Below are 26,224 nucleotides of genomic sequence, written 5' to 3' on the forward strand. Positions count from 1 at the left end.
GGGGCGAGCGGCCCGGGTACGCCCGAGGGCCCCGTCCGGCGTGCGGACGGGGCCCTCGGGTGTGGCGGTCAGCGATCAGGAGCGGGCCGGGTCAGTGATGACCGTGGCCACTGGTGATCTCCTCGTGCTCCTCGGCCGTCGGCTTGGGGATCTGGTTGTCCCCGCCGTAGTAGCCGTGCGAGAGCTTCGCGCGGAGCTTGGCGACGCGGGAGAGCTTGCGCTCCACACCGTTCTCGTCGACCTCGGCCCCGGCCTCGAGCGGCTGGTGCTGCTCGTGCGCGGTGAGGGTGAACCTCTCCTCGGGGGACAGCGGCTGGTGCACCTCGACGAACTCGCCGTGCGGCAGCCGCTTGATGACGCCGGACTCACGTCCGTGCAGCACCTTGTCCTTGTCGCGCCGCTGCAGACCCAGACAGATCCGCTTGGTCGCGATGAACGTCAGCACCGGCAGCACGAAGAAGCCGATCCGGACGACCCAGGTGATGGTGTTGATCGACAGGTGGAAGTGGGTGGCCCACAGGTCGTTGCCACCACCGACCAGCATGATCGCGTACACGCTCAGCCAGGCGGCGCCGAAGCCGGTGCGCACCGGGGCGTTGCGCGGGCGGTCCAGGATGTGGTGCTCGCGCTTGTCGCCGGTGACCCAGGACTCGACGAACGGGTAGACGGCGATGGCGATGAGCACCACCGGGAAGATCAGGATCGGGATGAGCACACCCAGCGCGAGGGTGTAGCCGCCCGGGATCACGATCTCCCAGCCAGGCATCACACGCACCAGGCCCTCGGCGAAGCCCATGTACCAGTCGGGCTGCGCTCCGGTGGACACCTGGTCCGGCCGGTAGGGGCCGATGGCCCAGATCGGGTTGATGCTGGTGATGCCCGAGATGAAGGCGATCACACCGAAGACCAGGAAGAAGAAGCCGCCGGCCTTCGCCATGTAGATCGGCAGCAGCGGCATGCCGACGACGTTCTTCTCGGTCCGGCCCGGACCCGCGAACTGCGTGTGCTTGTGGAAGAACACCAGGATGAGGTGCGCGACCAGCAGGCCCATCATGATGCCGGGCAGCAGCAGGACGTGCACGGTGAAGAACCTGGGGATGATGTCCGTACCCGGGAACTCGCCCCCGAAGATGAACATCTGGAGGTAGGTGCCGACCAGCGGCATCGCCAGGATGACGCCTTCGATGAAGCGGACGCCGGTGCCGGAGAGCAGGTCGTCCGGCAGCGAGTAGCCGGTGAAGCCGGTGAACAGACCCAGCATCATCAGCAGGAAGCCGAATACCCAGTTGACCTCGCGCGGCTTGCGGAAGGCGCCGGTGAAGAACACCCGCATCATGTGAACCATCATCGCCGCGACGAAGATCAGCGCTGCCCAGTGGTGGATCTGCCGGATGAGCAGACCGCCGCGGACGTCGAAGCTGATGTCCAGGGTCGACTTGAACGCCTCGGTCATCCGGATGCCGTGCATCGGGACGTACGAGCCGTGGTAGACGACCTCGTTCATGCTCGGGTGGAAGAACAGCGTCAGATACACACCCGTGAGGATGATGATGATGAAGCTGTAGAGCGAGATCTCACCGAGCATGAAGGACCAGTGGTCCGGGAAGATCTTGCGCATATTGCTCTTGGCCAGGCCGTAGATGCCCAGCCTGCCGTCCGCCCAGTCGGCGGCCCGCTCGCCTGCGGGCGCCTTGCCTCGCCGGTTGCCGTCGGGCGTGGGGGTGTCTGCGGGTTTGGTACTCATCCGCGCTCCCAGAAGCTCGGGCCGACGGGCTCCGCGAAGCCGTCGAGCGCTTCGAGCTCGCCGTCCTTGTTCACAGCGATCCTGAGCTGCGGCAGGGCGTGACCGGCCGGGCCGAAGATCACTCGACCGCCGTCGGCGAGGTCGAAGGTGGACTGGTGACACGGGCAGAGGACGTGGTGCGTCTGCTGCTCGTACAAGCTGATCGGGCAGCCGACGTGGGTGCAGATCTTCGAGAAGGCGACGATTCCCTCGTGCGACCAGTCGAGTTCGCGCTTGTCCTTGATGTTCTCCGGCTGAAGCCGAATGATCATCAGGGCGGCCTTGGCGATCTCCTGGTTGAACTCGTGGTCGTCCTCCTCCAGGCCCTCGGGCATGGCGAAGGTCAGCGATCCGACCGACACGTCCTCGGGACGGATCGGCTCACCCGTGTTCGGGTTGATCAGCCGCTTGCCCTTGGCCCACAGGGTCGTGCGGAGCTTGTCCTCCGGCAGCGGACCGAGGTCGCGCAGCAGCACCACGGCGGAGAGCGGCAGCAGGGCCATCGCGCCGAACATGGTGTTGCGGAGCAGCCTGCGCCGGCCGAAGCCGGACTCGGCCGCACCCTCCTTGAAGTCGGCCAGAACCTTGGCCCTGACCTCGGGCTCGGCCTCGACCGGGTGCCGCTCGTCGACCATCTCCTCGTCGGACATCAGGGTGCGGGCCCAGTGGACCGCCCCCGCGCCGATGAAGAAGAGCGCCAGACCGAGGGTGACACCGAGCGAGAAGTTCAGCGCGCTGATGTGGCCGATCGGGAAGACATAGATGATCTTGTCGACCGGAAAGGCCACATACGAGGCGATGAAGCCGACGGTGGCCAGCATGGACAGGGTGAAGAGGAAGGCGATCGTGCGCTCGGAGCGCTTGGCCGCCTGCTCGTCGATGTCCTGGATGCGGGGCTCGTGGGGCGGCAGGCCCGGGTCGGCGAACGGATCGCCGTGGACCGCTGCTTCGCCACTGTGAGCTTTTGCCTGCTCGCTGGGCAGGTGTTCTTCAGACACGTCGTTGTGTGATCCAGTCTGACTCATGACTTCTTGGCCTTCGTAGTCCGGGCGGCGACCCAGATGGCACCGGCGATCAAGGCGCCCATACCGAAGATCCAGGCGAACAGACCCTCGCTGACCGGGCCGAGCCCGCCGAGCTTGAAGCCGCCGGGGCTCTCGGACTTGTCGCTGTTGACCGTGTCGAGGTACGCGATGATGTCCTTCTTCTCCTGCTCCGGCATCGTCGTGTCGGGGAAGGAGGGCATGTTCTGCGGACCGACCTGCATGGCCTCGTAGATGTGCTTGGGATCGACATCTTCGAGCGTCGGCGCGTACTTGCCGTCGGTGAGGGCGCCGCCTTCACCGGTGACGTTGTGACACTGCGCGCAGTTCGTGCGGAAGAGTTCTCCGCCCTTCGCGATGTCCGCACCGTTCGGGTTGTACTGCTTCTCGGTCGGAGTGATCGGGCCCGCGCCGAGCGACGAGATGTACGCCGCCAGCTGGTCGATCTGTCCCTGCGAGTAGATGTTCTTCTTCTGCGGCACCTGGGCGCCGGGCTGCTGGGCCGGCATACGACCGGTGCCGACCTGGAAGTCCACGGCGGCTGAGCCGACGCCTACCAGGGATGGGCCGTCGGACGAACCCTGACCGCCGGTGCCGTGGCAGGTCGCACAGCCCACGGCGTAGAGCTTTTGGCCCTCTTCAATGGCGAGGGACTGGGCGGTTTCGTCAGCCTGCGCCTTGCCCGCAGGCGCAAACGCGGCGTACAGCCCCCCAGTGGCCGCCAGCGCGAGGAGTAGGACGACGAGCGCCGCCAGCGGGTGGCGCCGTCGTACGGAGAGCTTTTTCACGGATTACCCCGGAGTCAGGATCTTCAGCGTCGATGCTTCTGGTGGTACCGATGCGGAATCGGTTACTGGATCAAGTAAATGGTGGCGAACAGGCCGATCCACACGACATCGACGAAGTGCCAGTAATAGGACACGACGATGGCGGCCGTGGCCTGCTCGTGAGTGAATCTCTTGGCCGCGTATGTCCTGCCCAGGACGAACAGGAAGGCGATGAGGCCGCCTGTCACGTGTAGTCCGTGGAAGCCGGTGGTCAGGTAGAACACGGAACCGTACGGGTCGGACGAGAGCGAGAGGCCCTCGTGCTTGACCAGTTCGGTGTATTCGAACACCTGGCCGCCGATGAAGACCGCGCCCATCACGAAGGTGACCACGAACCACATGCGCAGCTTCTTCACGTCGCCCCGCTCGGCGGCGAAGACGCCGAGCTGACACGTGAGGGAGGAGAGCACCAGGATCGTGGTGTTCGTCGCCGAGAACGGAAGGTTCAGCGAAGACGCCATTTCCTTCCAGTGCTCGGCGCCCATCACCGATCGCAGGGTGAAGTACATCGCGAAAAGGGCCGCGAAGAACATCAGCTCGGAACTCAGCCAGATGATGGTTCCGACGCTGGTGAGGTTCGGCCGGTTGACCGACGGGTGCGCGTGCCCGGTATCTACTGCTGTTGCTGTCGCCACGACCGACATTATGTCGGTCGCTTATCCCGCCCTCACTACGGGGGGTGCCGTTCGGTGTGTCAAGGGCGTCCAAGCTGCTCGTACGGCCCATGGCTGCGGTCCCCCGAAGGGAGGAAGCGCGGCGCTCCCCGGAGCCTGGACAGCCCGTGCCGGACGGTCCTGACGGCCCATCGGCAAGATCTTGATTGCGTCCGAACCCTCCTCCGGCGCGTCCCGCTCGGAGTAGCATCCGCGCAACGGCCCCGGGACTCGCGGTGCCGCCGTCACAAGCCATGGAGGAACGATGCAGCCGACCGCCACGGTGCTGGTCTACAGCGATGACGCCAACACCCGGGAGCAGGTGCGGCTGGCGACCGGCAAGCGCCCCGCCGCCGACGTGCCGCCGGTCGAATTCCTGGAGTGCGCGACCCTGCCCGCGCTGATCGAGGCCCTGGAGCAGGGCGGCGTCGACGTCTGCGTGCTGGACGGCGAGGCGGTCCCCGCGGGCGGCATGGGCGTCTGCCGGCAGATCAAGGACGAGATCTTCCACTGCCCGCCGGTGCTGCTGCTCATGGGCCGCCCGCAGGACGCCTGGCTGGCCACCTGGAGCCGCGCGGACGCCGCGGTGACGCATCCGGTCGACCCGGTGGCGTTCGCCGACGCACTGGCCGGTCTGCTGCGCCGGCGACTGCTCGCCGACGCCTGAGACCCGGCCCGGAGCGGCTCCGGGCCCCCGGGCGGGCTGCCGGGGGGCGGAGCCGGGCCGCTCAGACCTGAGGCCGGAGCCGGGCGGCGTCGGCGGGATCGCTCCCGTCGTGCTCTCCCCGCGTCAGCGCGCTGCCGGCCTGCCAGTCCTTCCACTTCATGTTCCAGTCGCCGAAGCCGTTGTCGAACGGCGTCATGGTCTCGCCGCCGCTGTTCTTGACCGTCACCAGGTCACCGACGCGCACCGCGTTGAAGAACCAGTGCGCGTTCCCGGTGCTCATCCCGGTGCAGCCGTGGCTGACGTTGGCCGCGCCCTGCGAGCCGACCGACCACGGCGCGGCGTGAACATACTCACCGCTCCAGGTCACCCGGGTCGCCCAGAGCACCGGCAGGTCGTACGAGTCCGAACTGCCCTCCGAGATACCGATGCTGGTGCCGCGCATCCGTACGAAGGATTCCCGGCCCAGGACCACCTTGACGCCGTTGCGGGTGGAGAATCCCGGTTTGCCGGTGGTCACCGGGATGCTGCGCAGCACCTCGCCGTTCTTGAAGACGGTCATCTGGTGCGAGCCCGAGTCGGTGATGGCCTCGACCCGGTCGCCGGTGCGCAGCTTCAGCGGCTTCGAGGGGCCGCCGTGCCGCCCGTTGCCGACCTTGATGCCCTCCAGGGCGCTGGTCACTTCGATCCTGGCGTGCGCGGGCCAGTAGTCGCGCGGCCGGTAGTGCAGCGTCTTGCCGTCCACCCAGTGCCAGGAGCCCTTCACCGCGGGCTGTGACGCGACTCTCAGCGAGCGTTCGACGACCGCACGCGCCTTGCGGCCCTTGACCCGCGCGCTCAACTCGGCGGTGACCGGCTGGCCGACGCCGTAGGTGCCGCTGTCCGGGCCGAAGCGCACCCGGAGCAGCTTGTCGGCCGCGGCGGTGTCGAAGCCCAGCGTCTCGCGGCCCGGCGAGCCGTCCTCGTCCTCGGTGCTCACCCGGACCGTGTAGTGCGCTCCTGCGGCCAGTGGGGCGGTGCTGCGCCACCTGTCCCCGTCGGCGGTGAGTTCGCCGCGCAGGAAGCGGCCTGTGGCGTCGGTGGCGGTGACGTCGGTGATCCGGCCGCCGCCGTCGGAGGTGTCCTTCACGGAGACGGTCAGGGGCTTGTCGGGGTCGGCCTTGCGGTTGCCGCCGGAGCCTGCGAACCCGACCTGCCCGGCCGCGTCGAAGGGCTTGGCGGACAGCGGATCCGACGAGCCGCCGCCGCACCCCGTCACGCCCAGGGCTATGGGCACGATCAGCAGGGCACAGCTCAGCACCGTCCGGTTTCGAGGTGAGTGAGTCATGCCCAGAGGCTATGAAGGTTCACCGGGTTCAGCGCGCTGGGTGACTGCAAACGGGGACGGGCCCGGACGTGGGAAGGGCCCGGACACCGGTGAAGGTGTCCGGGCCCGCCCCGGTGCGTACGGACCAGTGCCGTTACTGGGTCTGGTCCGCGCCGCGGTAGTACTCGAAAACCCAGCCGAAGAGACCGATCATGATGATCGGGGCCGAGAAGTACATCAGCCACCAGCCGAAGACCACGCCCAGGAAGGCGAGCGCGCCGCCGAACGCGAGCGACAGCGGCTGCCAGCTGTGCGGGCTGAAGAAGCCCAGCTCACCGGCGTCGTCCGCGACGTCGGCGTCCTTGTTGTCCTGCGCCCCGGTGTCCATCCGGCGCGCGGTGAACGCCAGGTAGAAGCCGATCATGATGCTCAGCCCGAAGCCGAGGAACAGCGCCGTGGTGCCGACCGGCTCCTTCGACCACACGCCGTAGACACAGGCCGTGATGAGGATGAAGACGGCGAGCCAGATGAACATGCGTCCCTGGATCTTCACTTCCCGGCCTCCTTCGAGCCGGCCAGTACCTTCTCGGCCAGCGGCTGGTTCTCCAGCTGGTCGAGCGCGGCGATCTCCGGGTGGTGCAGGTCGAACGCCGGGGACTCGGACCGGATCCGCGGCAGGGTGAGGAAGTTGTGCCGCGGCGGCGGGCAGGACGTCGCCCACTCCAGCGAGCGGCCGTAGCCCCACGGGTCGTCGACCTCGACCTTCTTGCCGTACTTGGCGGTCTTCCACACGTTGTAGAAGAACGGCAGCATCGACAGGCCGAGCAGGAAGGACGCGATGGTGGAGAACGTGTTCAGCAGGGTGAACCCGTCCGCCGCCAGGTAGTCCGCGTAACGCCGCGGCATACCCTCCGCGCCCAGCCAGTGCTGGACCAGGAACGTGCCGTGGAAGCCCACGAACAGCGTCCAGAAGGTGATCTTGCCGAGTCGCTCGTCCAGCATCTTGCCGGTGAACTTGGGCCACCAGAAGTGGAATCCGGCGAACATCGCGAAGACGACGGTGCCGAAGACCACGTAGTGGAAGTGCGCCACCACGAAGTACGAGTCCGAGACGTGGAAGTCCATCGGCGGCGAAGCCAGGATCACGCCGGTCAGGCCACCGAAGAGGAAGGTGACCAGGAAGCCGACCGTCCAGAGCATCGGTGTCTCGAAACTCAGACTGCCCTTCCACATGGTGCCGAGCCAGTTGAAGAACTTCACCCCGGTCGGTACCGCGATCAGGAAGGTCATGAACGAGAAGAACGGCAGTAGGACTCCGCCTGTGACGTACATGTGGTGCGCCCACACCGTCACCGACAGACCGGCGATGGAGATGGTCGCCGCGATCAGGCCGACGTAGCCGAACATCGGCTTCCGGCTGAAGACCGGGATGATCTCACTGACGATGCCGAAGAACGGCAGCGCGATGATGTACACCTCTGGATGCCCGAAGAACCAGAACAAGTGCTGCCACAGCAGTGACCCGCCGTTCGCGGCATCGAAGACATGGGCCCCGAATTTTCGATCAGCCTCCAGTGCCAGCAGCGCCGCTGCCAGCACCGGGAAGGCGAGCAGCACCAGGACGCCGGTGAGTAGCACGTTCCAGGTGAAGATCGGCATCCGGAACATCGTCATGCCGGGGGCGCGCATGCAGATGATCGTGGTGATGAAGTTGACCGAACCGAGGATCGTGCCGAAGCCGGAGAAGGCCAGACCCATGATCCACATGTCGGCGCCGATGCCCGGCGAGCGGACCGCGTCCGACAGCGGGGAGTAGGCGAACCAGCCGAAGTCGGCGGCGCCCTGCGGGGTGAGGAAGCCGGCCACCGCGATCAGCGAGCCGAAGAGGTACAGCCAGTACGCGAACATGTTCAGCCGCGGGAACGCCACATCGGGCGCGCCGATCTGCAGCGGCATGATCCAGTTCGCGAATCCGGCGAACAGCGGCGTCGCGAACATCAGCAGCATGATCGTGCCGTGCATCGTGAACGCCTGGTTGAACTGCTCGTTCGACATGAGCTGGTTGCCGGGGCGGGCGAGCTCGGCGCGCATGAAGAGCGCCATCAGTCCGCCGATGCAGAAGAACGCGAACGACGTGACCAGGTACATCGTGCCGATGGTCTTGTGGTCGGTGGTCGTCAGCCACTTCACCACCGCGATGCCCGGTTGCTTCTGGTACCCCGTGGGCGCCGATGGAGCCGGCTTCGCCGCCTCCACGGTCAGCTCACCCTGAGGTTCGTTGAGGATGGTCACTTCTGCGTCCCCGCATTCCTAGCGGCGTCCGTCATCTTGATGCCCGACGGGATATAGCCGTCCTGGTGCTTCTTCTTCAGCGATTCCAGGTGCTTCTGGAAGCGCTCCGGGGAAACGACCTTGACATTGAAGAGCATTCGCGAGTGGTCCTGGCCGCAGAGCTCGGCGCACTTGCCCTTGAAGGTGCCCTCCTTGTTGGGGGTCACCTCGAAGACGTTGGTGTGGCCGGGGATGACGTCCAGCTTCATCAGGAACGGGACCACCCAGAAGGAGTGGTTGACGTCCTGCGAGGTGAGGATGAACTGAACCGACTCGCCCTTGGGGAGCCAGAGCGTCGGACCCGGGTTGTGGGTCTGCGGGTTCCGGTCGCTCGGGACACCGAAGGTGTGCACGCCTTCGGCGCCCTTCGGCATCGCTTCGAGCTTCTTGTCCGGGATGGCCTTGAGCTCCTTGGGGAGCTTTGCGGGCGTCGCCGGGTCGCCGTCCACGTCCTCCAAGTAGTTGAAGCCCCAGCTCCACTGGTAGCCGACCACGTTGACGACGTGGTCCGGCTTCTTGGAGGTTTTGAGGATCACGCTCTCATCGCGCGCGGTGAAGTAGAAGAGCACCGCCACGATGATGATCGGGACCACGGTGTACAGCGCCTCGATGGGCATGTTGTACCGGGTCTGTGGTGGGACCTGGATCTTGGTCCGGGACCGCCTGTGGAAGATGACGCTCCACAGAATCAGACCCCACACCAGGACGCCCGTGACGAGCGCCGCAGCCCAGGATCCCTGCCACAGGGAGAGGATCCGCGGCGCCTCTTCCGTTACCGGGGTGGGCATTCCCAGGCGAGGGAAGTCTTTCCATGTATATGAGCAACCAGAGGCGGTCGCAAGGACCAAGCCTGCTGCCAGCACCTGCGGCAGCTTCCGCCGCATCGGGCGCCGCGACGAGCGGTCGGAGCCGTTGGGACTCACGTAGCGCCTTCCCGAGAGTCTCGCCCGCGCGACCGGCTGCGGCCGTCACTCTGGTCGGTCGCCGGCCCTGTCGCGGGCAGGGGTTTGGATGTTTATGCGGACCAAACCCTACTGGACGCTATTTGGGGTTGCGCGGGGAGGGTGCCCAACGCGCCGCAGCGCTCCCCGAAGGAGCGGAATGCCCCCTCCGGGAGGCTCCTGACGGCCTGGACGGTCTCCGGGGGCAACCGCGCTAGCGTTCGCATGTGCCCTACTTCGATGCCGCCTCGTCCGCACCCTTGCACCCGGTCGCCCAGCAGGCCCTGATCGCCTCGCTCGACGAGGGCTGGGCCGATCCGTCCCGTCTCTACCGCGAGGGACGGCGCGCCAGACTGCTGTTGGACGCTTCCAGAGAGGCCGCCGCGGAGGCCGTCGGCTGCCGTCCGGACGAATTGGCGTTCACCCCTTCGGGGACGGTCGCGCTGCACCACGGAATCGCCGGCGCTCTCGCGGGCCGTCGGCGTGTCGGCCGTCATCTGGTGGTATCCGCGGTCGAACATTCGGCCGTACTGCACGCGGCGGCGGCGCACGAGGCGGCCGGCGGCGCCGTCACCGAGGTCGGCGTGGACCGCGGCGGCCGGGTCGACGCGGCCGACTACGCGACGGTGCTCAGGGAGCACGCGCCGACGATCGCGCTCGCCTGCCTGCAGTCCGCCAACCACGAGGTCGGCACCGAGCAGCCGGTGGCCGAGGTCGCCGAGCTGTGCCGGGCGGCCGGCGTGCCGCTGCTGGTGGACGCCGCGCAGTCGCTGGGCTGGGGCCCGGTCCCCGGGGACTGGTCGCTGCTGGCCGCGAGCGCGCACAAGTGGGGCGGCCCGGCCGGGGTCGGGCTGCTCGCCGTACGCAAGGGGGTGCGCTTCGCGCCGGCCCCGCCGGTGGACGAGCGGGAGTCGGGGCGCGCCTCCGGCTTCGAGAACATCCCGGCCGTGGTCGCGGCGGTGGCCTCGCTGCGGGCCGTACGGCAGGAGGCGGACGCCGAGGCGGCGCGGCTGCGCGGGCTCGTGGAGCTGATCCGCGGCCGGCTGCCCGGCTCGGTGCCCGATGTCGAGGTGGTCGGCGATCCGGACCGGCGGCTGCCGCACCTGGTCACCTTCTCCTGTCTCTATGTCGACGGGGAGACACTGCTGCACGAGCTGGACCGGCTGGGCTTCTCGGTGTCGTCCGGCTCCTCGTGCACGTCGAGCACCCTGACGCCCAGCCATGTGCTGCGGGCGATGGGGGTGCTCTCGGAGGGCAACGTCCGGATCTCGCTGCCGCGCGGGACGGCCGAGGAGGACGTCCGGCGCTTCCTGGACGTCCTGCCGTCGCTGGTGCGCTCGGTGCGCGAACGGCTGGGCGCGCCCGCCTCCGCGCTGTCGGCGGCGGCGGACGACGCGGCGGACGACGAGGCGAACGGCGGCGCGGAGGAGGCGGTGGACGACGCCACCGCCGCCGACGCGCCGGCGCTCACCGTCGACGCGCTCGGCAAGCGCTGCCCGATCCCGGTGATCGAGCTGGCCAAGGTGATCGGCGACGTACCGATCGGAGCGGTCATCGCCGTCCTCGCCGACGACGAGGCCGCGCGGCTGGACATCCCGGCCTGGTGCGCCATGCGCGGCCAGGAGGACGTGGGCGAGCGCCCGGCGGAGCGCGGCTCGGTCTACCAGGTACGCCGGATCGCCTGACTCCCGCTCGCTGATTCCCGCTCAAGGCCCCGGCGGCTCCGCCCCCGGCCGCGGAGCCGCCCGCCCACCCGTCAGGAGGGACGGGAGGACGGGCGGTGTCCGCGGTCGGCCCGGACTCGCGCTCGGGCCGGACCTGGTGGCTAGGAGAGGTGCGCCTGCACCTCGGCCGCGGCCTCGTCGCCGTACGCCTTGGTGAAGCGGTCCATGAAGTGGCCGCGGCGCAGCTCGTACTCCTGGGTGCCGAGCGTCTCGATGACCAGCGTGGCGAGCATGCAGCCGAGCTGGGCGGAGCGCTCAAGGGACAGCTCCCACGAGCGTCCGGCCAGGAAGCCCGCGCGGAACGCGTCGCCGACGCCGGTCGGGTCGACCTTGGCGTCCTCCTCGGGACAGCCGACCTCGATCGTGGCCTCGCCGACCCGCTCGATGCGCACGCCCTGGGCGCCCAGCGTGGTCACCCTGACGCCGACCTTGCCGAGGATCTCGTCCGCCGACCAGCCGGCCTTGGACTCGATGAGCGCCTTCTCGTACTCGTTGGTGAAGAGGTACTGCGCGCCGTCGACCAGCAGCCGGATGTCGTCGGTCTCCATCCGGGCGAGCTGCTGCGAGGGGTCCGCGGCGAACGGCAGGCCGCGCGAGCGGCACTCCTCGGTGTGCCGGATCATCGCCTCGGGGTCGTCCGCGCCGATCAGCACCAGGTCGAGGCCGCCGAGCCGGTCGGCCACCGGCTGCAGCTCGATCTGCCGGGCCTCGCTCATCGCGCCCGTGTAGAAGGACGCGATCTGGTTGTGGTCGGTGTCCGTGGTGCACACGAAGCGCGCGGTGTGCTGCACCTCGGAGATCCGGACCGAGGCGGTGTCCACGCCGTGCCGGTCCAGCCAGGCCCGGTACTCGGCGAAGTCGGTGCCCGCCGCGCCGACCAGGACGGGGCTCAGGCCCAGCAGTCCCATGCCGTAGCAGATGTTGGGGGCGACACCGCCCCGCCGTACGTCGAGGGTGTCGACCAGGAAGGAGAGGGAGACCGTGTGCAGCTGATCGGCGACCAGTTGGTCGGCGAATCGGCCGGGGAAGGTCATCAGATGGTCGGTGGCGATGGAGCCGGTGACAGCGATACGCACGACGGTTCTGCTCCTGCGGAGGCGGGGACGGCGGACACTCCACGCTATCGGCTCATGGGACCCCTGCCGACCTGGCAAAACTACCCGATAGTAGGGCTTTGTTCGCAGAGCCTCTGATGCCTACGGTGCAGGTAGCGGGGTCAGCGACGAAGCGGCCCCACGGACCGGGAGCCGCCATGCCCAAGCACATCGAGTCCGCTCCCCCCGCCGCCGAGCCCGAGTCACTGGCCGAACTGCGGGGCGACTGCGCACGGATGGCCCCGCACTGGTCGCCCATCGGGCGGACCGCGCCGGTTCATCCGCCGGTGTCTCCGTCCAGCATCCGCGGCGTCCGGGTGCCGTCCGGATCCGCCGAGCTGCTGGACGGTATGTCCGAATACGGCGACTGAGGGGAACCGCCCGCTCCTCTACTCCGTCCAACTGACGTTCCCCTGCTGGGGGACGAAAGAGCAGATGGTTGGTCTGCGGAGCCGAAGGAGCGATGCGGTGAGCACCGAGGAAACCCCCGACAGCACCCGGCACAACCGGCGCGGTCAGCTGGTGGTGACCTCCGTGGCAGCGGCGGTGCTGCTGGCCGGAGGCGGCGGCGCGTACTGGGCCTCGACCGCGTCGAACGGCGGATCCGACAGCGGCGGAACCGCCGGCGACGCGGGCCGGCCACCGCCGTTGGCGCTGGACGGCGCCGCCGCGTCCGGGTCCGGCGGGCCCAGCGGGTCCGAGGGGATCGCGCCGGGCGAGCCGAACCCGTACGGCGTGACCTACCGGGCGGCCGGACCGCTGCCGGACGGGCCGGACTCCGCGCCCGTCTACCGGCCGGCCGGCGAGGTGCGCGGCGCGGAGGTCGCGCGGCTGGCGAAGGCGCTGAAGGTCAAGGGCGAGCCGCGCCTCGAAGGCATGACCTGGAAGGTCGGCGAGGCCCAGGGCTCCAAGGGCCGCGGCCCCGAGCTCCAGGTCGGCAAGGACGCGCCGGGCCGCTGGGCGTACACCCCGCACGGCACCCCGGCCGGCGACGGCTGCGTGCACCCGGAGGGCGACGCCGCGACCGGCTCCGCCGACGGCGACTGCCCCTCCTTCCGCGGCGGCCCCTCCGGCGGGACGTCCGGCGACGGCGGCTCGAAGCCGGTGTCCGAGAAGGCCGCGAAGCGCGCGGCGGCGCCGGTGCTCAAGGCGCTCGGCCAGCAGGACGCGAAGCTCAGCGCGAGCGGGCACACCGGCGCGGTACGGATCGTGAGCGCGGACCCGAAGGTGAACGGCCTGCCGACGTACGGCTGGCAGACCGGCGTCCAGGTCGGCTCGGAGGGTCGACTGACCGGCGGCAGCGGCCAGTTGGCGTCGCTGCGCAAGGGAGCCGAGTATCCGGTGCTGAGCGCGCAGCAGACGCTCGCGAACCTCAACAAGGTCGGCGAGGTCAAGGGCGGCAAGGCCGAGGGCTCGGGCAAGCCGGGCATCGGCGGCTGCGCCTCCGCGGTCCCGCATACGGACAGCGGCAAGAGCGACAGCGACAAGAGCGGTACGGCGGACGGCAGCGAGGCGGACGAACAGGGCGGCCCGGAGACGCTGCCCGCACGGCAGCCCTGCGAGTCGCCAGCCAAGCCGGAGCCCGCGACCGTACGCGGCGCGGTCTTCGGACTCGCGTCGACGTTCGTGAGCGGCCGGCCGGCCCTGGTGCCGTCCTGGATCTACGAGGTCCAGCCGGCCGGGGCGAAGGGGTCGGGCAGCACCCTCACCGTCACCCACCCCGCGGTGGACCCGGAGTTCATCGCCCGCCCGAAGCCGTCGTCGGAGCCCACCTCGCCGCCCTCCTCCGGCAGCGGCTCGGGGTCGGCCGGTCCCGCCAGCGGGGCCCAGGACATCACGTCCTACAGCTCGGACGGCAAGGACGCCAAGATGCTGAAGGTGACGTTCTGGGGCGGGGTGTGCAGCGACTACTCGGCCTCCGTGGACGAGTCCGCGGGCAGCGTGAAGGTCGAGGTGACCGGCAAGGAGAAGAAGCCGGGCCGGAACTGCATCATGATCGCGAAGGAGTTCACGAAGAAGGTGACTCTGGACAAGTCGCTGGCCGACCGGAAGGTCGTGGACGAGACCACCGGCAAGAGCGTGCCGAAGACCGTGCCGAAGAAGTAGCGGCCACCGGCCGCGCGGCGGCTCGGGTCGCGGCGGGCTACGGCCGTAAGGGCCACAGCGCGCACGTCGAAGGCGGCGACCCCACCCGGGGCCGCCGCCTTCGACGTCGTCTGATCAGCGGCCCAGCGGGCCTGCTCGCTCAGCCTGCTAGTTGAACGAGTCGCCGCAGGCGCAGGAGCCCGAGGCGTTGGGGTTGTCGATCGTGAAGCCCTGCTTCTCGATGGTGTCGACGAAGTCGATGGAGGCGCCGCCCAGGTACGGGGCGCTCATCCGGTCCGTGACGACCTTGACGCCGTCGAAGTCCTTGAGCACGTCACCGTCGAGCTGGCGCTCGTCGAAGAAGAGCTGGTACCGCAGCCCGGAGCAACCACCGGGCTGAACGGCGACGCGCAGTGCGAGGTCGTCACGGCCTTCTTGTTCCAGCAACGCCTTGACCTTGCCCGCAGCGGCATCGGACAGGAGGATGCCGTCGCTCGTGGTGGTCTCGTCCTGAACCGTCATCTGCTTCTCTCCCGGGTTGTGCGGACTGCTTGCCCTCGGCTGCAACCGACGGTGCCCCGGATTCATTCCGGGTTTGGCGCACGCTCTGCCTTTCATGCTCGCACACCCGCCCCCCAGGGGTCACCCGGCACCGGCCGCGCTGGAATGCGTCACATCGACGCGATGTCCATCGTCAAAGTGACATGAAGCAGTTATGATAGATAACGTCATTCTGACGAGAATCACGCCAGCGGAGAAGAAAGGGTGCGTGCAGTGACCACGGCCCAGCCCCTTGACGTACAGCCCACGCCGCTCGCCCTGCTCCTGCTCGGCCGCGACACCGACACCAGGAGCGAGCGCGGGGTGGAGTGCCCCGGCGATCTGCCGGCCGCCTCCGACCCCGGCCTGGTGGAGCGCGCCCGCGCGGCCAAGGAGAAGCTCGGCGACAAGGTCTTCGTGCTCGGTCATCACTACCAGCGCGATGAAGTCATCCAGTTCGCGGATGTCACCGGCGACTCCTTCAAGCTCGCCCGCGACGCGGCCGACCGCCCGCAGGCCGAGTACATAGTCTTCTGCGGCGTGCACTTCATGGCCGAGTCCGCCGACATCCTGACCGGTGACGACCAGCGGGTCGTCCTCCCCGACCTGGCCGCCGGCTGCTCGATGGCCGACATGGCCACCGCCGAGCAGGTCGCCGAGTGCTGGGACGTGCTCACCGAGGCGGGCGTCGCCGACGCGACCGTCCCCGTCTCGTACATGAACTCCTCCGCCGACATCAAGGCCTTCACCGGCCGGCACGGCGGCACGATCTGCACCTCGTCCAACGCCAAGAAGGCCCTGGAATGGGCCTTCGAGCAGGGCGGCGAGGACCAGGCCGACAAGAAGGTGCTGTTCCTGCCGGACCAGCACCTGGGCCGCAACACCGCGGTGCGCGACATGGGCTTCTCGCTCGACGACTGCGTGCTCTACAACCCGCACAAGCCGAACGGCGGGCTCACCGTCGAGCAGTTGCGCGCCGCGAAGATGATCCTGTGGCGCGGGCACTGCTCGGTGCACGGGCGGTTCTCGGTGGAGTCCGTACGCGAGGTGCGCGAGCGGGTCCCCGGCGTCAATGTGCTGGTGCACCCGGAGTGCAAGCACGAGGTCGTCTCGGCGGCGGACTACGTCGGCTCGACGGAGTACATCATCAAGACCCTCGACGCGGCCCCCGCCGGGTCGAAGTGGGCCATCGGCACCGAGCTCAACCTCGTCCAGCGGGTGGCCAACGCGCACCCGGACAAGGAGGTCGTCTTCCTCGACAAGACGGTCTGCTTCTGCTCGACGATGAACCGCATCGACCTGCCGCACCTGGTGTGGACGCTGGAGTCGCTGGCCGCGGGCACGCTCGTGAACCAGATCAAGGTCGACCCGGAGACCGAGAAGTTCGCCAAGCTCGCGCTGGAGCGGATGCTGGCGCTGCCGTAGGCGCGCCGGACACGAGTGAGGGAGGGGCGGCCCCGGCTGGGCCGCCCCTCCCTCACTCTCAGACGTGCGTCAGAACTCTCGGACGTGTGTCAGACGCCCGCGGACTCCGGCTCGCGGTCGCCGTCGCTCGCGTCGGCCTGGTCGCCGGCCTGGGCCGGTACACCCGCCTTCCTCGCGCGCCTGGCGGCCTTCTTCTTGCCCCGGCGCTCCTTGCGCAGCTCGACCATCGCGTAGAGCGTCGGCACGAGCAGCAGCGTGAGCAGCGTCGAGGTGACGAGACCGCCGATGACCACGACGGCCAGCGGCTGCGAGATGAAGCCTCCCTCGCCGGTGACGCCCAGCGCCATCGGCAGCAGGGCGAAGATGGTCGCCAGCGCGGTCATCAGGATCGGCCGCAGTCGGTGCCGGCCTCCCTCGACCACCGCGTCGACGACGCTCATGCCCTGCGCCCGGTACTGGTTGATCAGATCGATCAGCACGATCGCGTTGGTGACCACGATGCCGATGAGCATCAGCATGCCGATCATCGCCGGGACGCCCATCGGGGTGCCGGTGATGAGCAGCAGGCCGAGCGCGCCGGTCGCCGCGAACGGGATGGAGACCAGCAGGATCAGCGGCTGCACCAGGCTGCGGAAGGTCGCGACCAGCAGCATGAAGACGATCGCGATGGCCGCCAGCATGGCCAGGCCCAGCGACGCGAAGGCGTCGCCCTGGTCCGAGGAGACGCCGCCGATCTCGGCGGTGGCCCCCTTCGGCAGGTCCAGGCCCTTGATCTTCGACTGGAGCGCGGTGGTGACCGCGCCCGTGTTGTCGCCGGTCGGCTTGGCGGTGACGGTGGCGGCGCGCGCACCGTCGATCCGGGTCATGCTGACCGGACCGTCGATGTTCTTCACGTCCGCGATGTCACCGAGCTTCACCACGCCGGCCGGGGCGGCCAGCGAGAGGGCGCGCAGCTCGGCGAGGGTGGCCGCCGGCTTCGCGGACTTCACGACGACGTCCTGCTCGGTGTCGTCGAGGATCGCCTTGCCGGAGGTCGTGCCGCGCACGGCGTGGGTGACGGCCTGGCCGAGGGTGGTCTCGGTGAAGCCGGCCGCGGCCGCCTTGTCGTTCCCCTTGACCGAGATCCGCGGGATGCTCTGCGAGAGGTCGCTCTGCACGTCCGTGACGTCGTCGAGCCCGGCGACCTCCTGCTGGACCTGCCGCGCGGCGGCGGCCAGCGTCTTGCCGTCCGCGGCCTTCACCACGACGCTGAGGTCCTGGTCGCCGAAGCCGTCACCGGCGGCGACGGTGGTCTCGCCGATGCCGTCCAGCTTCGCCAGGCCGTCGTGGATGGTGTCGCGGACGGACTCGGAGTCCCCTGAGTCCTTGAGCTTGACCTGGTAGCTCGCCTGGTTGGCGCCGGTGCCGCCGCCGAAGGCGGCCATGATGCCGGACGAGCCGACGGTGACCTGGTAGTCCGCGACCTTGTCGACGCCGTCGAGCATCTTCTCGACCTTCTCGGCGGCGGCGTCGGCCGCGCCCAGGCTGGTGCCCGGCTTCAGCTCCTGCTTGATGGAGAGGGTGTCCTGGTCCCCGGCGTCGAAGAAGTTGGTCTTCAGCAGCGGGGCCATGCCGAGTGTGCCGACCAGCACCACCGCGGCGATCACCAGGCTGGTGACGCGGCGGCGGGTCGCGAAGCGCAGCACCGGGACGTACAGGCGCTGCAGCGGGCTGCGCGCCTCCTTCTCGTCCGCGATGCGGCGCAGCTCGTCCGGGTCGGTGTGCTCGCTGCCCTTGGGGGCCCGCAGGAACCAGTACGAGAGCACCGGCACCACGGTCAGCGAGACCAGCAGCGAGGAGAGCAGCGCGACCGAGACGGTCAGCGAGAACGAGCCGAACAGCGCGCCGACCATGCCGCCGACCAGCCCGATCGGCAGGAAGACGGCGACGGTGGTCAGCGTCGAGGCGGTGACCGCGCCGGAGACCTCGCGGACGGCGGTGAGGATCGCCTTCTGACGCTCCTCGCCGTAGCCGAGGTGCCGCTTGATGTTCTCCAGGACGACGATCGAGTCGTCGACGACCCGGCCGATCGCGATGGTCAGCGCGCCCAGCGTGAGCATGTTGAGCGAGAGGTCGCGGGTCCACAGCACGATCAGCGTGAGCACCACGGAGAGCGGGATGGAGACCGCGGTGACGATCGTGGAGCGCAGCGAGGCGAGGAAGACCAGGATCACGATGACGGCGAAGGCCAGCCCGAGCAGGCCCTCGGTGGTCAGTCCTGAGATGGATTTGGAGACGGCCGGGCCCTGGTCGCTGACCACGGTCAGCTTCGCGTCGGAGCCGAGGTCCTCACGCAGGCCGGGCAGCTTGTCCTTGACGCCGTCGGAGATCGCGACGGCGCTGCCGTCCTGGTCCATGGTGATGACGACGCCAAGGCTGGGCTCGCCGTTGGTGCGGGTGATGGAGTCGGCGGTGTCCGGCCGCTGCTTGACGGTCGCGATGTCGCCGACGCGTACCGGCTTCGGCGCGCTGTCCGCGGCGGCGCCGCCCTGGCCGCCGGGGGCCGCCGCGGGCGACACCCGCAGGTCCTGGATCTGTCGCAGCGAGGTGAAGCCGTCGCCGACCTGGACGGTTTTGCTCTTGCCGCCCTCGTCGAAGGAGCCGGCGGGCACGGACGCGCCGTTCGCCTCCAGCGCCTGGCTGAGCGCGGCGGTGGTCAGACCGGCCTTCGCGAGCTTCTTGTCGTCCGGGGTGACCGAGACGATCTGGTCCTGGACGCCGTCCACGGTGACCTGGGCGACGCCGTCGATGTCCTTGAGCGCCGGGACGACCGAGCGGTCGAGCTTGTCGGCGAGCGCCTGCTGGTCCGTGCCGGAGCTGGCGGCGAGCACGACGGTGGGGATGTCGTCGGTGGAGCCGGCGATGACTTGCGGGTCGACGTCGTCGGGCAGTTGCGCTCCGGCCCGGTTGACGGCCTGCTGGACGCTGGCGACGAGCTTGTCGGAGCCGCTTCCGTAGTCGAACTTGGCCATGATGACGGCCGAGCCCTCGCTCGCCGTCGAGGTGACGCCGGTGATCCCGTCGACGGCCTTGATGCTGTCTTCCAGGGGCTCGACGACCTGCTTCTCGACCACGTCGGGGGAAGCGCCCTGGTAGGGGGCCAGCACGGAGACCATCGGGAGTTCTATGGACGGCAGGAGTTGCTGCTTGAGCTGCGGGATGGCGATGGCGCCGAAGGCGACGGCGACGACCGCCATCAGGGCGATCAGACCCCGCTGTACGAGGCTGATTCTGGACAGCCAGGACATGGGTGGGTGTCTCTTCTCTATGTACTGGGGAGGCAGGACGGCGCATGCGCTGCGCCACTTATACGATCACCTACGCCGGGGCCCTGTTACGTCGCCTACAGGTCGGTTCTCGACCCGGCGGCATACAGCAGCCGCAGTACACTCCCCGCCCACTGCTCCACCCTTGGACGTACCGGGCTCACTCCACCCGTGGGCGTACCAGGCCGCTCTCGTACGCGATCACGACCAGCTGCGCCCGGTCCCGCGCGCCCAGTTTCGCCATCGCACGGTTCACATGGGTCTTGACGGTGAGCGGACTGACCGCGAGGCGTTCGCCGATCTCGTCGTTGGACAGTCCCCCGGCGACCAGCACGAGCACCTCGCGCTCGCGGACGGTGAGGGTCGCCAGCCGCGCGGCGGCCGGGCCCGAGGGGCCCGCGTCCGAATCTCCGCCCTGCGCCAGGAACCTGGCGATGAGGCCCTTGGTCGCGACGGGCGACAGCAGCGCGTCGCCCGCCGCCGCGATGCGGATCGCGGCGAGCAGTTCGCCGGGCTCCGCGCCCTTGCCGAGGAAGCCGCTGGCCCCGGCCCGCAGGGACTGGACGACGTACTCGTCGACCTCGAAGGTGGTCAGGACGACGACCCTGACGTGGGTCAGCGCCGGGTCCGCGCTGATCATGCGGGTGGCGGCGAGCCCGTCCGTGCCGGGCATCCGGATGTCCATCAGGACTACCAGGACAGCACCGCCCCGCTGTTCGCGGGCGAGCTCGACGGCCTCCGCGCCGTCCGACGCCTCGCCCACCACCTCCATGTCCGGCTCGGAGTCGACCAGCACCCGGAACGCGCTGCGCAGCAAAGCCTGGTCGTCGGCGAGCAATACCTTGATCGTCATACGTTCTCCCCCGTGCGGATCTGGAGCGGAAGTCTGATGTGCACGCGGAACCCGCCGCCCGCGCACGGGCCGGTCTCGCAACTCCCGTTCAACGCGGCGACCCGCTCCCGCATCCCCATCAGCCCGTGCCCGCCGTGGTCCGCGCGCGGCTCGGGCAGGTCCGTACCGGTGCCGTCGTCACCCGCGCCGTCGTCGAGGACGGTGACGGTCAGCGACCCCGGGGTCCGTACGATCCGGACCTCGGCGCGGGCGCCGGCGCCCGCGTGCTTGTGCACATTGGTCAGCGCCTCCTGCACCACCCGGTAGGCGGTGAGGTCGGCCGCGGCGGACAGCGGCTGGGTGGACTCCGCCGGGCTCTCGGGCTCCATCGCGAGGTCGACGGGCAGGCCGGCGCGGGCGAAGCCGTCGATGAGCTGGTCGAGGACGCCGAGGCCCGGCGCGGGCTCGGTCGGCGCCTCCGGGTCGCCGTACTGGCGCAGCAGCCCGACGGTGGTGCGCAGTTCGTCGAGGGCCGAGCGGCTGGCCTCGCGGACGTGCGCGAGGGCTTGTTTGGCCTGGTCGGGCCGGCTGTCCATGACGTGCGAGGCGACCCCGGCCTGGACGTTGACCAGCGCGATGTGGTGCGCGACGACGTCGTGCAGCTCGCGGGCGATGCGCATCCGCTCCTCGGCGACCCGGCGGCGGGCCTCCTCCTCGCGGGTGCGCTCGGCCCGTTCGGCCCGCTCCCTGATGGCGTCGACGAACGCGCGGCGGCTGCGCACCGCGTCGCCCGCGGCGGCGGCCATCCCGGTCCAGGCGAAGATCCCCAGGTTCTCCTGGGCGTACCAGGGCTGCGCGCCGCACAGCATGGCCGTAGCGGTGAGCACGACGATGGTGAGCGCGCCGACCCGCCAGGTGGTGGGGCGGTCGGTGCGGGAGGCGAGGGTGTAGAGCGCCACGACGGTGGCCATCGAGACGGGCGCCCGCGGTTCGCTGCTCCCGGAGATCAGCTCGAAGACGGTGAGGGCGCTGGTGAAGGCCAGTACGTGCCGGGGCAGCCGGCGGCGCCATACGAGGGCCGCGCAGGCGAGCACCGCGAGCAGGACGGTCGGCGCCTCCAGGTGGCGCTCCCCGAACCGCGGGCCGTGCGGGCCGTGCGGGTCGGCCACCGAGCCGATCAGGATCAGCGCGAAGACGGCGGCCGACAGCGTGGTGTCGAGCGCGTAGGGGTGCGCACGCAGCCAGTGGTACGGGCGGGCGAAGCCCTGTCCGACGGCAAGGGGGGTCACGACAAGCAACCGTACGGGCTGCGGCGGCGAGCTAGCACCGCCGCCGCGCACCGCCGGGCCCGCCGTGCGCCGCGGCGCGATCACCGCCGCCGCGCCACTCAGCGCAACGCCCCGGGCCTGAGGCCAGGTCCGGGGCGCTGCGCTGAGTGGCTGGAGTGCGGTGCGGGGTGTCGCCCGGACGGGAGGTCCGCGCGGCGTGCTAGCCGGGGATGAGCCCGTCGTCGCGGAGCATCTCCCGGACCTCTTCGAGGCTCGCGTCGGGGGCGGGGAGGATCAGCTCGGACGGCTCCAGGGAGTCGTCCGGAAGCGGCGTGCCCAGTCGGCGCACCGCGTCGAGCAGCGCGCCCAGCGTCCGCCGGAAGCCGCTCTCGTCGCCGCTCTCCATTTCGGCGAGCAGCTCGTCGTCCAGCTTGTTGAGCGCGGTGAGGTGGCTGTCGTCCAGCTTCAGCTGCCCCTCCCCCATGATCCGTACGATCACGACGGTCTCCCTTGCTCCCTCGGTGACGAGATGTGCTGCTGGTTACTGCATACCGCCGATGGCGGCCCGGCGCTCATCGAGACCGCTCACGGCTTGTCGAGCCGCGGCGAGCTCTGCTGCGGGGAGGACGGTTTGCGGTCCGCCTCGCCGCCTTCGAGCGCCTGCTGCGAGCCGCCGCCGCCACCGGCGAGCTCGGCCTTCATGCGCTGCAGTTCCAGCTCCACGTCCGTACCGCCGGAGAGCCGGTCCAGCTCGGCGGCGATGTCGTCCTTCGCCATGCCGGACTGGTCGTCGAGCGCCCCGGAGGCCATCAGTTCGTCGATCGCGCCGGCTCGCGCCTGGAGCTGCGCGGTCTTGTCCTCGGCCCGCTGGATCGCCATGCCGACGTCGCCCATCTCCTCGGAGATGCCCGAGAAGGCCTCGCCGATCCGGGTCTGCGCCTGCGCGGCGGTGTACGTGGCCTTGATGGTCTCCTTCTTGGTGCGGAAGGCGTCCACCTTGGCCTGCAGCCGCTGGGCCGCGAGGGTCAGCTTCTCCTCCTCGCCCTGGAGCGTGGTGTGCTGCGTCTCCAGGTCGGTGACTTGCTGCTGCAACGCGGCGCGGCGGGACAGCGCCTCGCGCGCCAGGTCCTCACGGCCGAGCGCCAGCGCCTTGCGGCCCTGGTCCTCCAGCTTGCTGGACTGTCCCTGCAGCTGACCGAGCTGCAATTCCAGACGCTTGCGGGAAGTCGCCACGTCGGCGACCCCGCGGCGTACCTTCTGCAGCAGTTCCAGCTGCTTCTGGTACGAGTAGTCCAGCGTCTCGCGCGGATCCTCGGCCCGGTCCAGGGCCTTATTGGCCTTCGCGCGGAAGATCATTCCCATACGCTTCATGACACCGCTCATGGGCCTCGCGCGCCCCCTTCTGACGGACTTCAGCTCCAGCAGCTCTACCGACCCCACAGTACGGGCCTGGGTTCCATTACCGCACTGTTCGGACCCGGATGCGCTCCTCCTCCAGGACGATCACGAGGTGTGCGGTATCCGGCGCAAGGAGTAGAGGACCGTAGGGGATGCCCGATCGAGGCCGCTCTGTCCCGGTACGGCGGGCGTTTCGCGGGGCTCTCGTCGTCCGATGTTGCCCGATCGTGCCCCGCGGCGCTGTGGTCCGCCGCCGGGACCCCGTACGCTTGGGTTTTGTGTTCCGAAGCCGTTCGAAGGAAGAGCAGGCCGCCACCTCCAAGGTGACCGCGGACCAGCCCCAGATGCCCCGCGACCCGCAGTCCCCCAAGGGTCGCCCCACGCCCAAGCGCAGCGCGGCGAATTCGCAGCGCCGCAGCATGGCGCAGACGCCGACCAACCGCAAGGACGTCTCCAAGCGTCAGCGGGAGGTACGCCGTGCCGACATGGCCAAGCAGCGGCAAGCGCTGGCCAGCGGTGACGAACGGTTCCTGCCCGTGCGCGACAAGGGTCCGATCCGTAAGTTCGCCCGTGACTTCGTCGACTCGCGGTTCTGCGTCGCCGAGTTCTTCCTGCCGCTGGCGGTGCTGATCCTGGTGCTCAGCATGCTGCCGTCGTTGCAGGTCAAGAACATCTCGCTGCTGCTGTGGCTCGGCGTGATCGTGCTGATCGTGATCGACTCGGTGGGCATTTACGTCCGGCTGAAGAAGCAGCTCAGGCTGCGCTTCCCGGGTGAGAACCTTCGCGGCGCCGCGCCGTACGCCCTGATGCGCACCCTCCAGATGCGTCGACTGCGACTGCCGAAGCCGCAGGTCAAGCGCGGAGCGAAGATCTGAGCGCGATCACGTCCGGATTCTCCGGCGGCGCGGCCGACTGGCTGCGCGGCTTGGGAGGACTGCGGAACACGGTGCGCCAGGAGTTGGTCGGCCGCCAGCTGGAGGAGCAGATCTCCGGGCGGTTCCCGGTCGGGCAGCGGCTGCGGGTGCTCGATGTCGGCCTCGGCCAGGGCACCCAGGCGCTGCGGCTGGCCCGCGCGGGCCACAAGGTCACCGGCCTGGAGTCCGACCCCGCGATGCTCGCGGCGGCTCAGGCGGCGCTGGCCGAGGAGCCCGAGGGCATACGCGAGCGGGTGCGGCTGATCCAGGACGACGGCCACCAGACCGGCCGGCACTTCCTGCCCGGCAGCTTCGACGTAGTGCTGTGCCACGGCGTACTGATGTACGTCCCGGAGCCCGACCCGATGCTGGCCGGGCTGGCCCGGATGCTCGCCCCCGGCGGCCTCCTCTCGCTCGTCGTACGGAACGCTGACGCCCTCGCGATGCGGCCCGGCCTGGCCGGGGACTGGACGGGAGCGCTCGACGCCTTCGAGACCGACCAGTACACCAACCGGCTCGGACTGCCCGTCCGCGCCGACCGGCTCGCCGTCATGACCGGCACCCTCGCCGGGATCGGCGCGCCGCTGCACAGCTGGTACGGGGTGCGGGTCTTCACCGACCTCGCCTCCGCCGGGGAGCGGCAGCCCGAGGACCCCGCCGAGCTGGAACGCCTGCTCGCCGCCGAGGACCGGGCCGGCCGCACCGACCCGTACCGCTCGGTCGCCGCGCTGCTGCACTTGTGCGGCGTGCGCGGCTGAGCGAGCCGACGGCCGTCGCGGAGGCAGTCGCGGGCTGCGTCGCACGGGCGCTGCCACGCCGCCCCCGGCCGTCGGCGATCCGCCGTACGGCGGGCAGGCGGCGACCCGATTTCCGGCGACACCCTCGGGCCGCTGCCTAAATCCGGCCCAAAAGACGTACCAAAAGGGACACTTCGTCCATGAATGTCTCTTCTGTGCGCGGGATCACCCGCAGGCTACTGCTCCCCGTCACCGCCGTCCTGTGCGCGGCCGCGCTGCTCGGCGGGTGCGGCGGCCCGGACGCGGACACGGCGTCCACCGACTCCGTCCCCTCGGCCCCGGCGTCCGCCGCCCGCTCCGCGGCGGCGGCTCCGGCCGCCGCCGCCCCCGATTCGGCCAACGCTCTGCAGAGCGCCTACCAGAGGGTGGTCAAGGGCGTCCTGCCGTCCGTCGTCCAGATCACCACCACCAGTGAACTGGGCTCGGGCTTCGTCTACGACGCCAAGGGCCACATCGTCACCAACGCGCATGTCGTCGGCGCCAACAGGGAATTCAAGGTCACCCTCGCCACCGGCGGAGCGCCGGTCGCCGCCCGGCTGGTCGCCGCCTACCCGGCGCAGGACCTGGCCGTCATCAAGCTGAACGCCGTGCCGCGCGGCCTCAGGCCCGCCCCCCTGGCCGACTCCGCCAGGGTCTCGGTCGGCCAGATCGTGCTGGCCATGGGCAACCCGCTCGGGCTCTCCAGCAGCGTCACCCAGGGCATCGTCTCGGCGGTGGGCCGCACCGTCAGCGAGAGCGGCACCGGGGCGACCATCAGCGACATGGTGCAGACCTCCGCCGCGATCAACCCCGGCAACAGCGGCGGCGCGCTGGTCGACCTCTCCGGCCGGGTCGTCGGAATCCCGACGCTGGCCGCCACCGACCCGAAGATGGGCGAGGGCGCGGCCCCCGGCATCGGCTTCGCGATCCCGGCCTCGACGGTCCGCAAGGTCGCGGACCAGATCATCAGGAGCGGCCGGGTCATCGACACCGACAGGGCCGCGCTCGGGATGACCGGACGCACCGTCCTGAGCAGCGCGTGCGAGCCGGGCGGGGTCGCGGTGGTGGCGGTGACCGCCGCCGGATCGGCCGAAAAGGCCGGCCTGCTGCCGGGCGACGTCATCACCAAGCTCGGCGACACCGACATCAGGACGATGCCCTCGCTCACCGGGTCGCTCGCGGCGGACAACCCCGGCGACAAGATGGACCTGACGTTCCTGCGCGCCGGTGTCGAGAAGACGGTCCAGGTGACCCTGGGCGAGCTGTGAGCGGGTGACGTTCCGAAGAAGCGGAAGCCCGGTGAGCGCGGCGGCGC

General features: G+C 69.8%; 23 protein-coding genes. 8 read left to right on the forward strand and 15 right to left on the reverse strand.

The annotated features are described in order from the left end of the window. Positions 1-91 precede the first annotated feature (91 nt). The 4 genes from qcrB to ctaE form a co-directional block, all read right to left on the reverse strand. Positions 92-1,744, reverse strand: coding sequence for a cytochrome bc1 complex cytochrome b subunit (gene qcrB, locus QMK28_RS24240; protein ID WP_326441495.1), 1,653 nt, complete (start codon positions 1,742-1,744; stop codon positions 92-94). After that, positions 1,741-2,808, reverse strand: coding sequence for a cytochrome bc1 complex Rieske iron-sulfur subunit (gene qcrA, locus QMK28_RS24245; RefSeq protein ID WP_326441497.1), 1,068 nt, complete (start codon positions 2,806-2,808; stop codon positions 1,741-1,743). Before qcrA ends, qcrB begins: the two co-directional genes overlap by 4 nt. Further along, positions 2,805-3,614 (reverse strand): cytochrome bc1 complex diheme cytochrome c subunit, encoded by an 810-nt coding sequence (gene qcrC / locus QMK28_RS24250; protein WP_326441499.1) that lies wholly within the window; start codon positions 3,612-3,614, stop codon positions 2,805-2,807. Before qcrC ends, qcrA begins: the two co-directional genes overlap by 4 nt. A gap of 62 nt (positions 3,615-3,676) precedes the next feature. Beyond that, entirely contained in the window at positions 3,677-4,297 is a 621-nt protein-coding gene (gene ctaE, locus QMK28_RS24255; protein ID WP_326441501.1) for an aa3-type cytochrome oxidase subunit III, read from the reverse strand. 274 nt (positions 4,298-4,571) lie between these two features. Here ctaE and QMK28_RS24260 point away from each other — a divergent pair, with 274 nt between their 5' ends. Then, the gene (locus QMK28_RS24260; RefSeq protein ID WP_326441503.1) at positions 4,572-4,973 is read left to right on the forward strand and encodes a hypothetical protein; all 402 of its coding nucleotides are present in this window, start codon (positions 4,572-4,574) and stop codon (positions 4,971-4,973) included. A 61-nt stretch (positions 4,974-5,034) separates the two neighbouring features. Here the strand turns inward: QMK28_RS24260 and QMK28_RS24265 are convergent, their stop codons facing one another. The 4 genes from QMK28_RS24265 to ctaC all read right to left on the reverse strand — a co-directional run bounded on the left by QMK28_RS24265 (position 5,035) and on the right by ctaC (position 9,530). Continuing rightward, complete coding sequence (locus tag QMK28_RS24265) at positions 5,035-6,297, reverse strand: L,D-transpeptidase (protein ID WP_326441506.1); 1,263 nt, start codon at positions 6,295-6,297, stop codon at positions 5,035-5,037. A 133-nt stretch (positions 6,298-6,430) separates the two neighbouring features. Further along, positions 6,431-6,829 carry a cytochrome c oxidase subunit 4 gene (locus QMK28_RS24270; RefSeq protein WP_326441508.1) on the reverse strand — a complete coding sequence of 133 codons (399 nt, stop codon included), beginning with the start codon at positions 6,827-6,829 and terminating at the stop codon, positions 6,431-6,433. Next, complete coding sequence (gene ctaD, locus QMK28_RS24275; protein ID WP_443050805.1) at positions 6,826-8,568, reverse strand: aa3-type cytochrome oxidase subunit I; 1,743 nt, start codon at positions 8,566-8,568, stop codon at positions 6,826-6,828. The genes QMK28_RS24270 and ctaD overlap by 4 nt, the downstream gene beginning before the upstream one ends. Then, complete coding sequence (ctaC, locus tag QMK28_RS24280) at positions 8,565-9,530, reverse strand: aa3-type cytochrome oxidase subunit II (RefSeq protein WP_326441511.1); 966 nt, start codon at positions 9,528-9,530, stop codon at positions 8,565-8,567. Before ctaC ends, ctaD begins: the two co-directional genes overlap by 4 nt. A 245-nt stretch (positions 9,531-9,775) precedes the next feature. On the opposite strand from ctaC, the gene QMK28_RS24285 reads away from it, so the two are divergent. Continuing rightward, entirely contained in the window at positions 9,776-11,233 is a 1,458-nt protein-coding gene (locus QMK28_RS24285) for a cysteine desulfurase/sulfurtransferase TusA family protein (protein WP_326441513.1), read from the forward strand. 140 nt (positions 11,234-11,373) lie between these two features. Here QMK28_RS24285 and QMK28_RS24290 read toward each other — a convergent pair whose 3' ends face one another. Continuing rightward, positions 11,374-12,348: a carbohydrate kinase family protein gene (locus tag QMK28_RS24290; protein ID WP_326441516.1), complete on the reverse strand. Its 975-nt coding sequence runs from the start codon at positions 12,346-12,348 to the stop codon at positions 11,374-11,376. A gap of 176 nt (positions 12,349-12,524) precedes the next feature. Between QMK28_RS24290 and QMK28_RS24295 the strand changes: the two genes are divergently transcribed. Both QMK28_RS24295 and QMK28_RS24300 read left to right on the forward strand, forming a co-directional pair. Then, positions 12,525-12,737 (forward strand): hypothetical protein, encoded by a 213-nt coding sequence (locus tag QMK28_RS24295; RefSeq protein ID WP_326441518.1) that lies wholly within the window; start codon positions 12,525-12,527, stop codon positions 12,735-12,737. A gap of 97 nt (positions 12,738-12,834) precedes the next feature. Further along, on the forward strand, positions 12,835-14,472 hold the full coding sequence (locus tag QMK28_RS24300; RefSeq protein ID WP_326441520.1) for a hypothetical protein: 1,638 nt from the start codon (positions 12,835-12,837) through the stop codon (positions 14,470-14,472). A 147-nt stretch (positions 14,473-14,619) separates the two neighbouring features. Here QMK28_RS24300 and QMK28_RS24305 read toward each other — a convergent pair whose 3' ends face one another. Next, positions 14,620-14,973, reverse strand: coding sequence for a HesB/IscA family protein (locus QMK28_RS24305; RefSeq protein ID WP_326441522.1), 354 nt, complete (start codon positions 14,971-14,973; stop codon positions 14,620-14,622). 243 nt (positions 14,974-15,216) lie between these two features. On the opposite strand from QMK28_RS24305, the gene nadA reads away from it, so the two are divergent. Further along, the gene (gene nadA / locus QMK28_RS24310) at positions 15,217-16,416 is read left to right on the forward strand and encodes a quinolinate synthase NadA (protein WP_326441524.1); all 1,200 of its coding nucleotides are present in this window, start codon (positions 15,217-15,219) and stop codon (positions 16,414-16,416) included. 89 nt (positions 16,417-16,505) lie between these two features. Here nadA and QMK28_RS24315 read toward each other — a convergent pair whose 3' ends face one another. From QMK28_RS24315 to QMK28_RS24335, 5 genes are all read right to left on the reverse strand, one after another. After that, the gene (locus QMK28_RS24315; RefSeq protein WP_326441526.1) at positions 16,506-19,703 is read right to left on the reverse strand and encodes an efflux RND transporter permease subunit; all 3,198 of its coding nucleotides are present in this window, start codon (positions 19,701-19,703) and stop codon (positions 16,506-16,508) included. Positions 19,704-19,881: 178 nt separating this feature from the next. Beyond that, positions 19,882-20,574 carry a response regulator transcription factor gene (locus tag QMK28_RS24320; RefSeq protein ID WP_326441528.1) on the reverse strand — a complete coding sequence of 231 codons (693 nt, stop codon included), beginning with the start codon at positions 20,572-20,574 and terminating at the stop codon, positions 19,882-19,884. Continuing rightward, complete coding sequence (locus QMK28_RS24325; protein WP_326441530.1) at positions 20,571-21,851, reverse strand: sensor histidine kinase; 1,281 nt, start codon at positions 21,849-21,851, stop codon at positions 20,571-20,573. The genes QMK28_RS24320 and QMK28_RS24325 overlap by 4 nt, the downstream gene beginning before the upstream one ends. Before the next feature lie 190 nt (positions 21,852-22,041). Continuing rightward, positions 22,042-22,320 (reverse strand): PspA-associated protein PspAA, encoded by a 279-nt coding sequence (gene pspAA / locus QMK28_RS24330; RefSeq protein ID WP_326441532.1) that lies wholly within the window; start codon positions 22,318-22,320, stop codon positions 22,042-22,044. A gap of 86 nt (positions 22,321-22,406) precedes the next feature. Beyond that, positions 22,407-23,204 (reverse strand): PspA/IM30 family protein, encoded by a 798-nt coding sequence (locus tag QMK28_RS24335; protein ID WP_326441534.1) that lies wholly within the window; start codon positions 23,202-23,204, stop codon positions 22,407-22,409. A 293-nt stretch (positions 23,205-23,497) separates the two neighbouring features. Between QMK28_RS24335 and QMK28_RS24340 the strand changes: the two genes are divergently transcribed. The 3 genes from QMK28_RS24340 to QMK28_RS24350 all read left to right on the forward strand — a co-directional run bounded on the left by QMK28_RS24340 (position 23,498) and on the right by QMK28_RS24350 (position 26,177). Then, on the forward strand, positions 23,498-24,094 hold the full coding sequence (locus QMK28_RS24340) for a DUF3043 domain-containing protein (protein ID WP_326441536.1): 597 nt from the start codon (positions 23,498-23,500) through the stop codon (positions 24,092-24,094). A 50-nt stretch (positions 24,095-24,144) separates the two neighbouring features. After that, a complete protein-coding gene (locus QMK28_RS24345) occupies positions 24,145-24,891 on the forward strand; it encodes a methyltransferase domain-containing protein (RefSeq protein WP_326441538.1) in 747 nt (248 codons plus the stop codon). Positions 24,892-25,070: 179 nt separating this feature from the next. Continuing rightward, positions 25,071-26,177 (forward strand): S1C family serine protease, encoded by a 1,107-nt coding sequence (locus QMK28_RS24350; protein WP_326441540.1) that lies wholly within the window; start codon positions 25,071-25,073, stop codon positions 26,175-26,177. Positions 26,178-26,224 lie beyond the last annotated feature (47 nt).

Origin of the sequence: Streptomyces sp. H27-D2, assembly GCF_035828615.1 — a bacterium.
Taxonomy (GTDB): domain Bacteria; phylum Actinomycetota; class Actinomycetes; order Streptomycetales; family Streptomycetaceae; genus Streptomyces.